Source organism: Loktanella sp. DJP18 (assembly GCF_049310965.1).
Taxonomy (GTDB): domain Bacteria; phylum Pseudomonadota; class Alphaproteobacteria; order Rhodobacterales; family Rhodobacteraceae; genus Loktanella.
Window position 1 is genome coordinate 66761 of the sequence record NZ_JBMERN010000012.1, and the last position, 8530, is coordinate 75290.

Sequence of the window (8530 nt, forward strand, 5' to 3'; positions counted from 1 at the left end):
TTGGGCGCTGGCGGGTGCCGCGAGTGCCGAAAACCTGCGCATCGCCACCTTCGCGGCACCACTTGGCCGTGACGGGCCCGGCCTGATGTTGCGCGATCTGGGGCGAGACGATCCGCAGATCGACGCGGTTGCGGCCATCGTGGCGCAGATCGCGCCGGATATCCTGCTGCTGACCGATGTCGATTATGACCGCGGCGGGGTCGCTCTGCGCGCGCTGGCGGATCGCTTGGGGTTTGAACACAGCTTTGCGTTGTTGCCCAACAGCGGCATGGCGACCGGGTTTGATCTTGACGGGAACCAGCGCCTGGGCGAGGCGCGGGATGCGCACGGGTTCGGCATGTTCAGCGGTGACAGCGGCATGGGCCTGCTGTCGCGCTGGCCCATCGACGACAGCGGCGTGCGCGACCTGTCGGATCTGCTGTGGCGCGACGTGCCGGGGGCGACCTTGCCGAAAGGTGCGCCGTGGACGGACGACATCGCCGCGATCCAGCGATTATCCACAACCGGACACTGGATCGTCCCCGTGCTGGCCCCCGGTGGAGTCATCGATGTCATGGCCTTTTCCGCGACGCCGCCCGTATTCGACGGGCCAGAGGATCGCAACGGCCTGCGCAACCGGGATGAGCTGCGGTTGTGGACGCAGGTGATGGACGGGACGTTCGGACCAGTGCCGCGCACCTTCATCATCGCAGGGAACGCGAACCTCGACCCTGACGACGGGGATGGTCTGCGCGCAGCGATGCAAAGCTTTTTGAACGATGCACGCCTGACTGACCCGCAGCCCCGCAGCGCGGGGGGTGCGGCGGCCGCAGACTCCGATCAGACGGGCGACCCTGCGCGCGACACGGCGGATTGGCCTGAAGGCGAGCCAGGCAATCTGCGTGTCGATTACGTCCTGCCCGCTGCCGCCTGGACGGTGACGGACAGTGGCGTCTATTGGCCCGCACCGGACGATCCAGATGCTGCACTGGCCGAGGCTGCCGGACCACATCGCCTTGTCTGGGTGGATCTGCGCCGCTGATGCCCGACTTGAAACCGCGGTGCCTTGGCGTTACGCGGTGTCAACCCTTTTGCAGCCAAGGATGCCGCCCATGTCGAACCCTACCCTTCTGATCCTCGCCGGTGACGGTATCGGCCCCGAAGTCATGGCCGAGGTGAAGCGCATCATCACCTGGTATGGCGACAAACGCGACATGCCCTTCGACGTGACCGAGGATCTGGTGGGCGGCTGCGCCTACGACAAGCACGGCACGCCGCTGCATGACGACACGATGGCCAAGGCGCAAGAGGTCGACGCCGTGCTGCTGGGTGCCGTTGGCGGGCCGAAATACGACGATCTGGATTTCAGCGTGAAGCCGGAGCGGGGGCTGCTGCGTCTGCGCAAGGAAATGGACCTGTTCTCCAACCTGCGGCCCGCACAATGTTTCGACGCGCTTGCGGATTTCTCGTCGTTGAAGCGGAACATCGTCGCGGGCCTCGATATCATGATCGTGCGGGAACTGACCTCTGGCGTCTATTTCGGTGAACCGCGCGGCATCCACGTCGAAGGCAACGAGCGGGTCGGCGTGAACACCCAGCGCTATACGGAATCCGAGATCGCACGCGTGGCACGGTCGGCGTTCGAGTTGGCGCGGCGGCGAAGCAACAAGGTCTGTTCGATGGAAAAGGCCAACGTCATGGAATCCGGCGTGTTGTGGCGTCAGGTCGTGACCGAGGTGCACGCAAAGGAATACAGCGACGTCGAGTTGAGCCACATGTATGCCGACAACGGCGCGATGCAGCTGGTGCGCAATCCCAAGCAATTCGACGTCATCGTGACTGACAACCTGTTCGGCGACCTGCTGTCGGACGCCGCAGCGATGCTGACCGGATCGCTGGGGATGCTGCCGTCCGCGTCGCTTGGCCTGCCGATGGCCAACGGACGCCCCAAGGCGTTGTACGAGCCGGTCCACGGATCGGCCCCGGACATCACCGGCCAGGGCAAGGCCAACCCGATCGCCTGCATCCTGAGCTTTGCGATGGCGCTGCGCTATTCCTTCGACGCCGGGGCAGAGGCCGATCGCCTGGAAGCCGCCGTCGAGAAGGTGCTGGCCGATGGCGCACGTACGGCGGATCTGCTGGGACCCGAGGGCGGCTCGCCCATCAGCACCACGGAAATGGGCGATGCGATCCTGGCGGCGCTGGACGCCAGCCTGTAAGACGAAACTCAAAAAACAGGCAGGTCGGCGCTGAGCGGCGTCCTGCATTCACCTTGTCTTGACCCCGAGCCCGTCAGGGTCGACCAAGGACTGCATACCCAACCGACGGACGATCCCATGTCATCCAACGCACGCGGCGCCTTGCTGGCCCTGCTCGCCTTCGGCATCTTTGCCACCCATGATGTTTTCATCAAGGTTCTGGGCAGCAGCTATTCCCCGATCCAGATCGTGTTCTTCTCGGTCCTGTTGTCGTTCCCGCTGGCGACGCTGTCCCTGATGCGGGACGTAACGCCAGGGACGCTGTTGCCGCGCCATCCGTGGTGGATGCTGACGCGCACCGTCGCCGCTGTCGTGACGGGCTTCCGCGCCTTCTATGCCTTCAGCGTGCTGCCGCTGGCGCAGGTCTATGCGATCCTGTTTGCCGCGCCGTTGCTGATCACCATCCTTGCCGTGCCGATCCTGGGCGAAAAGGTGCGGCTACGGCGGGGTATGGCCGTGCTGGTCGGTCTGGCCGGGGTCATGGTCGTCCTGCGGCCCGGCAGCACCACGCTCGAGTTGGGACACGCTGCCGCGCTGCTGGCCGCGGTCGGCGGGTCACTGACCTCGATTATAGTACGCAAGATCGGGGCGGACGAAAGGCCCGTCGTGCTGATGCTTTATCCGATGGTCGGCAACTTTTTGGTGATGGGGGCGCTGCTGGGCACCGTCTATGAACCGATGCCGTTCCAGCACCTTGGCATGCTGGCGGTGATTTCTGTCTTTGCGTTCTTTGCAGGGCTCCTGATCATCTCGGCCTACAAGTCGGGCGAAGCGGTGATCGTCGCACCCATGCAGTATAGCCAGATCCTGTGGGCGACTGCTTACGGGATGCTGTTCTTCGACGAAACGCCGGACGGTGGCACGGTGTTGGGGGCAACGATCATCATCGCGTCGGGTCTTTACATCGTGTTGCGCGAAAGCCGGTCGACAGACAGTGGCACGCCCGTCCTGCGCACCCGTGCGCGGTTCGAGACGGGCACCTTCCTGCGCCCTCGCCCCCGAGAGCTGGACCGTGAGCCGATGCCAGCCGCGCGCCATGCGCCCGAAACCACGCCGTCGGCCAACGCCCGTCCGCATCTGCGGGGTCTGCCGGGGCGTGTGCCGCCCGTGGCCGAACCACGGCGTCACGATAGCGATTAGGCTTGTCAAACCCCGCGTGCGGGGTTACGACGCCGCCACGGTCGGGCAGTAGCGCAGCCTGGTAGCGCACCTGCTTCGGGAGCAGGGGGTCGGAGGTTCGAATCCTCTCTGCCCGACCAGTATCAACCAAATCGCCGGTGATTATGGAACCACCCCAGCGGGGTCGCGTTCGTCCTTCAACATGAAGGAGTATAAATCATGGCCGGCAAGACAAACGAAAGCATGACCGGAGACGGCAAGGCAGTCGATGCCACCAAGCGTCAGAAGGAGCGTCCCGAGGGTGCGGATCACATTCCCCTCAAGGACGACAAGAAGACCGAAGAGAAGTAGATCAAAGGCCGCCCGGTGGGCGGCCTTTTCGCTTAGTGGCTGTCCTTGAAGGCGGCCCTGGCTTCCGGCGACGCCTCGGTCTGGTGGTTCGCCTGCCAGTCGGCATAGGGCATGCCGTAAAAGATTTCGCGCCCTTCGTCCTTTGTCATGTCGATGCCGCGTGCGTTTGCCGCCTCTTGATACCAGCGGGACAGGCAGTTGCGGCAGAACCCCGCCATGTTCATCAGGTCGATGTTCTGCACGTCGGGGCGGTCCTGCATCAGGTGTTGTTGCAGGCGGCGAAAGGCGGCTGCTTCCAGTTCCAGTTTTGTCTGTTCGTCCATGGGAATGTCTCCTTCAAAGGCCGGTGTCGGCCAGAACCTGTGCCAGAATGGGGGCCAGCCGGGCGGCCCAGGCGGCCTGCCCTGCGGGCGTGTCGATCAGATCGTGGCGCACCTCGATCAGCAGGTTGAGGCGGCCGTGTTGCAGGGCGTGGCGGTCGATGCTGTCGCCGGGCAAGTGCCCAGTGTAGGGCTGGTTGTCCCCCGTCGTCCAGCCTTGGGCCCGGCAGGCGGCAATGAACGGCTGCGCCAGACGCGCATCGGCGGCATACAGCACGCCGACCTCCCACGGGCGGGGCAGACGCCCCTTCAGTTGCGGGGTAAAACTGTGGATGGCGCAGATGACCGGATCGCGGCGACTGGCAGCCAGGTCGGCAACCGCGCGGTGGTATGGGCGGTGCAGCAACTGCAAGCGCCGGGTCAGTTCGGCCTCGTCCGCGCGGGCGTTGGCGGGAATGACCGTGCCGTCATACAGCTTCATCAGCAGCGTCGGGTCCTGTTCGCCCCGGTTCGGATCGATCACGAGCCGTGAAAACCGCGAGGCGACAACAGGGCTCTTCAAGGCTTCGCCCAAGCCCTGCGCCACGCCCAGCGCGCCGATGTCATAGGCGATGTGGCGGCCCATCTCGGCGTGCGGCAGGCCGAGGTCGCCGCCGCCGACCCAATCCGGCACGACATTCGTGGCGTGATCGCAGGTGATGAGCCACCGGCCCGGGCGGTCGACGCCGCTGATTTCGTAAGCAGTCTGGGTCATGGAACCTGTCATTCTCTCTTCACCGCATCTAGGCTAGTTGTGACACGAATGGAATTGCGCAATAAGGGCGCCAACAGCGGCGTTACCGCTAACACCGCCTTGTCCACCGCCAGAAGGACCCATCCAATGAAACGCAATCGCCACGTCAAGATCGTCGCCACCCTCGGCCCGGCATCGAACAGCTACGAGATGATCCGCAAGCTGCACGAGGCTGGCGCGGACGTATTCCGCCTGAACATGTCGCACGGCAGCCATGACGAAATCCGCGTGCGTCATGGCATGATCCGGCAGGTGGAAAAGGACCTTGGCAGCCCGATCTGCATCCTTGCCGACCTTCAGGGGCCGAAGCTGCGCGTCGGCGTGTTCAAGAACGGTGAGGAAGAGCTGCCGGTGGGCGCTGCCTTCCGCCTCGACCTGAAGGACGAGGACGGCGACGCAACCCGCGTGAGGCTGCCGCACAAGGAAATCTTTGACGCGCTCGAACCCGGCGCGCATCTGCTGGTCAACGACGGCAAGATCAAGCTGCGGGTCAAGGATTGCGGTGCCGATTTCGCCGATTGCGAGGTCATCGTCGGCGGCACAATCTCGAACCGGAAGGGCGTGAACGTGCCCGACGTGGTGCTGCCGCTGGCCGCCCTGTCGGACAAGGACCGCAAGGACCTTGAATTCGTCTGCGAGCTTGGCGTGGACTGGCTGGCGCTGTCCTTTGTCCAGCGCCCCGCCGACGTGATCGAGGCGCGGGAACTGGCGCGCGGCCGTGCTGCGATCCTGTCCAAGATCGAAAAGCCGAACGCCGTGAAGGTGTTCGACGACATCCTGGCCGTCAGCGACGGCATCATGGTCGCGCGTGGCGATCTGGGCGTCGAACTGCCGGTGCAAAACGTCCCGCCGATCCAGAAGCAGCTTGTGCGCAAGTGCCGCGCGGCAGCCAAACCGGTGATCGTGGCGACCCAGATGCTGGAATCGATGATCGAATCCCCGATGCCGACGCGGGCCGAGGTATCGGACGTCGCGACCGCCATCTATGAAGGCGCAGACGCGATCATGCTGTCGGCAGAATCCGCCGCCGGGTCCTTTCCGATCGAGGCGGTGCAGACGATGGACAACGTCGCGCAAGAGGTCGAGGCCGATCCCACCTACATCGAGATCATCGAGAGCAGCCGGAAGGCCGTGCGCGAATCCGTGGCCGACGGCATCGTTGCCGCCGCGCGCGAGATTGCCGAGACGGCCGACATCAAGGCGATCGTCTGCTTTTCGCAAAGCGGCACCACCGCGCTGCTGGTCGCCCGCGAACGTCCGCGCGTGCCGATCCTGGCCTTGACCAACGAGATCGGCACAGCGCGTAGGCTTTGCCTGACCTGGGGGACAAACTGCGTGTTGACCGGAGCGGTCGACCGGTTCAAGGATGCCGTCATCGCCGCCGTCCGTGCCGCGAAGGCCGAAGGCATGGCGGGCGAGGACGACATGATCGTCGTGACCGCCGGTGTGCCGTTCAACACGCCCGGATCGACCAACATCCTGCGCGTGGCCCCCTGTGCGGAACGATTGATTTACGCATCGGATTCGGAATAGCCTGCCGCAGGGACAACGGCTAAGGGCAACATCATGGACACCGACCTGGTTTTCGTCGTCGGGTTTTTCGTGATCGTCCTTGCCATCCCCGCCATCGTCAGCGCCTTCATGGACGATCGCGTCCCCCGCGCGCCTGCCCTGATCATCCTGATCGGTGCATTGATGATCGCTTATGCGGTGCGCGAACGGCCCATGACGTACAGTCTGGACACCGTGCCGGATGTCATCCTGCGCGTGTTTGCAGACTTCACGCGCTGACGACTTGCCTTCGTCCATGACTGGGCCTATACGGCCCGCTCAACCCGCGCGTCCGGCCAAGATGGCATGCCGAGTCGCGCGTTCACCGCTACCCCAGAGGAGACGGAAATGCCGAAGATGAAGACGAAATCGAGCTGCAAAAAGCGGTTCTCCATGACGGCCTCTGGCCGGATCAAGGCGGGTCAGGCCGGCAAACGCCACGGCATGATCAAGCGCAGCACCAAATTCATTCGTGATGCACGTGGCACAACCCTGCTGTCGAAGGCTGATGAAAAGATCATCAAGCCGATGATGCCCTACGCACGATAAGGAGAATTTGATATGCGCGTTAAAGGTGGAACCGTCACGCACCGTCGGCACAAGAAAGTTCTCGACGCTGCCAAGGGCTATTTCGACCGCCGCTCCAAGACCTTCAAGGTTGCGAAGCAGGCCGTCGACAAGGCGAACCAGTATGCAACCCGCGACCGGCATGTCCGCAAGCGGAACTTCCGCAGCCTGTGGATCCAGCGGATCAACGCAGGTGTGCGTTCCGTGGACGAGGCGATGACCTATTCCCGCTTCATCAACGGCCTGTCGCTGGCCGGCATCGAAGTGGACCGCAAGGTTCTGGCCGATCTGGCCGTGCACGAGCCCGACGCTTTCGCGGCGATCGTGAACAAGGCCAAGGACGCCTTGGCCGCCTGATCGGACACGGAGCGTTTTGCAAAGGCCGCCCTTTGGGGCGGCCTTTGTCGTTCCGGTGTCGCGCCCTTGCGGCGCGGGGGTGGAACGCCTATTCACCACACAACTTTTGACGCTGGCGCGGAGCGGTGTGATGGATGACCTCAAGCAGAAATACCTCGGCCTGATCGCCGCTGCCTCGGACGAGGCCGGAATCGAGGATCTGCGCGTGCAGGCCCTTGGCAAGAAAGGCGAGATTTCGCTGCAGATGCGCGAGCTTGGCAAGATGACGCCCGAGGAGCGCCAGACCGCCGGACCCGCCCTGAATGCGCTGAAGGACGAAATCAACTCTGCCCTGCAGGCCAAGAAGACGGCACTGGGCGATGTGGCACTGGACGCGCGGTTGCGCGACGAATGGCTGGACGTCACGCTGCCATCGCGCGGCCGTCCCATGGGGACGATCCATCCGATCAACCAGGTGACCGAGGAAGTCACCGCGATCTTCGCCGACATGGGATTCAGCGTCGCCGAAGGACCGCAGGTCGAAAGCGACTGGTACAACTTCGACGCGCTCAACATCCCCGGCCACCACCCGGCCCGCGCCGAGATGGACACCTTCTACATGAAGCGGGCGGCAGGCGACGACCGCCCCCCCGCCGTGCTGCGCACCCACACCTCCCCGGTGCAGATCCGCAGCATGGAGGCGAACGGCGCACCCATCCGCGTCATCTGCCCTGGCCGGGTCTACCGTGCCGACTATGACCAGACGCACACGCCGATGTTCAATCAGGTGGAAGGGCTGGCCATCGACAAGTCGATCAGCATGGCGAACCTGAAATGGGTGCTGGAAGAGTTCGTGAAAAGCTATTTCGAGGTCGACAACGTCGACATCCGGTTTCGCGCGTCGCATTTTCCGTTCACCGAACCCTCCGCCGAAGTCGATATCCGGTGTTCGTGGGAAGGCGGCACGCTGAAGGTCGGCGAGGGCGACGACTGGTTGGAGATCCTGGGCTCTGGCATGGTGCATCCCAAGGCGTTGCAGGCCGCCAAGGTCGACCCTTCGCAATGGCAGGGCTTTGCCTTCGGCATGGGCATCGACCGGATCGCGATGCTGAAATACGGCATCCCCGACCTGCGCGCGTTCTTCGATTCCGACCTGCGATGGCTGCGCCACTATGGCTTTTCGGCGCTCAACGTGCCGACGTTAAGGGGTGGGTTGAGTCGCTAGGACATGATTACGCTTGGCAGCCTGTCAGTAT

The 8530-nt window shown here is 64.0% G+C and carries 11 protein-coding genes and 1 tRNA gene; 10 read left to right on the forward strand and 2 right to left on the reverse strand.

The window, feature by feature from the left end:
- The first annotated feature begins 85 nt into the window (after window positions 1-85).
- The 5 genes from ACOI1H_RS05695 (at window position 86) to ACOI1H_RS05715 (ending at window position 3707) form a co-directional block, all read left to right on the forward strand.
- On the forward strand, window positions 86-1021 hold the full coding sequence (locus tag ACOI1H_RS05695; protein WP_422435843.1) for an endonuclease/exonuclease/phosphatase family protein: 936 nt from the start codon (window positions 86-88) through the stop codon (window positions 1019-1021).
- 70 nt (window positions 1022-1091) lie between these two features.
- Entirely contained in the window at window positions 1092-2198 is a 1107-nt protein-coding gene (gene leuB, locus ACOI1H_RS05700) for a 3-isopropylmalate dehydrogenase (protein ID WP_422435826.1), read from the forward strand.
- 117 nt (window positions 2199-2315) lie between these two features.
- On the forward strand, window positions 2316-3377 hold the full coding sequence (locus tag ACOI1H_RS05705; RefSeq protein ID WP_422435827.1) for a DMT family transporter: 1062 nt from the start codon (window positions 2316-2318) through the stop codon (window positions 3375-3377).
- 42 nt (window positions 3378-3419) lie between these two features.
- A tRNA-Pro gene (locus tag ACOI1H_RS05710) sits at window positions 3420-3496 on the forward strand.
- 79 nt (window positions 3497-3575) lie between these two features.
- Entirely contained in the window at window positions 3576-3707 is a 132-nt protein-coding gene (locus ACOI1H_RS05715) for a hypothetical protein (RefSeq protein WP_422435829.1), read from the forward strand.
- Window positions 3708-3739: 32 nt separating this feature from the next.
- Here the strand turns inward: ACOI1H_RS05715 and ACOI1H_RS05720 are convergent, their stop codons facing one another.
- Window positions 3740-4030, reverse strand: a complete 291-nt coding sequence (locus ACOI1H_RS05720; protein ID WP_422435830.1) for a DUF1244 domain-containing protein — start codon at window positions 4028-4030, stop codon at window positions 3740-3742.
- A 13-nt stretch (window positions 4031-4043) separates the two neighbouring features.
- Complete coding sequence (locus tag ACOI1H_RS05725; protein ID WP_422435832.1) at window positions 4044-4781, reverse strand: N-formylglutamate amidohydrolase; 738 nt, start codon at window positions 4779-4781, stop codon at window positions 4044-4046.
- Window positions 4782-4907: 126 nt separating this feature from the next.
- Here ACOI1H_RS05725 and pyk point away from each other — a divergent pair, with 126 nt between their 5' ends.
- The 5 genes from pyk to pheS all read left to right on the forward strand — a co-directional run bounded on the left by pyk (window position 4908) and on the right by pheS (window position 8499).
- Complete coding sequence (gene pyk / locus ACOI1H_RS05730) at window positions 4908-6353, forward strand: pyruvate kinase (RefSeq protein ID WP_422435834.1); 1446 nt, start codon at window positions 4908-4910, stop codon at window positions 6351-6353.
- Between the two features lie 33 nt (window positions 6354-6386).
- On the forward strand, window positions 6387-6611 hold the full coding sequence (locus tag ACOI1H_RS05735; protein WP_422435835.1) for a hypothetical protein: 225 nt from the start codon (window positions 6387-6389) through the stop codon (window positions 6609-6611).
- Between the two features lie 108 nt (window positions 6612-6719).
- Entirely contained in the window at window positions 6720-6920 is a 201-nt protein-coding gene (gene rpmI / locus ACOI1H_RS05740) for a 50S ribosomal protein L35 (RefSeq protein ID WP_422435837.1), read from the forward strand.
- 12 nt (window positions 6921-6932) lie between these two features.
- Window positions 6933-7295, forward strand: coding sequence for a 50S ribosomal protein L20 (gene rplT / locus ACOI1H_RS05745; RefSeq protein ID WP_072856922.1), 363 nt, complete (start codon window positions 6933-6935; stop codon window positions 7293-7295).
- A 130-nt stretch (window positions 7296-7425) separates the two neighbouring features.
- Window positions 7426-8499 carry a phenylalanine--tRNA ligase subunit alpha gene (gene pheS / locus ACOI1H_RS05750; RefSeq protein ID WP_422435839.1) on the forward strand — a complete coding sequence of 358 codons (1074 nt, stop codon included), beginning with the start codon at window positions 7426-7428 and terminating at the stop codon, window positions 8497-8499.
- Window positions 8500-8530: the final 31 nt, after the last annotated feature.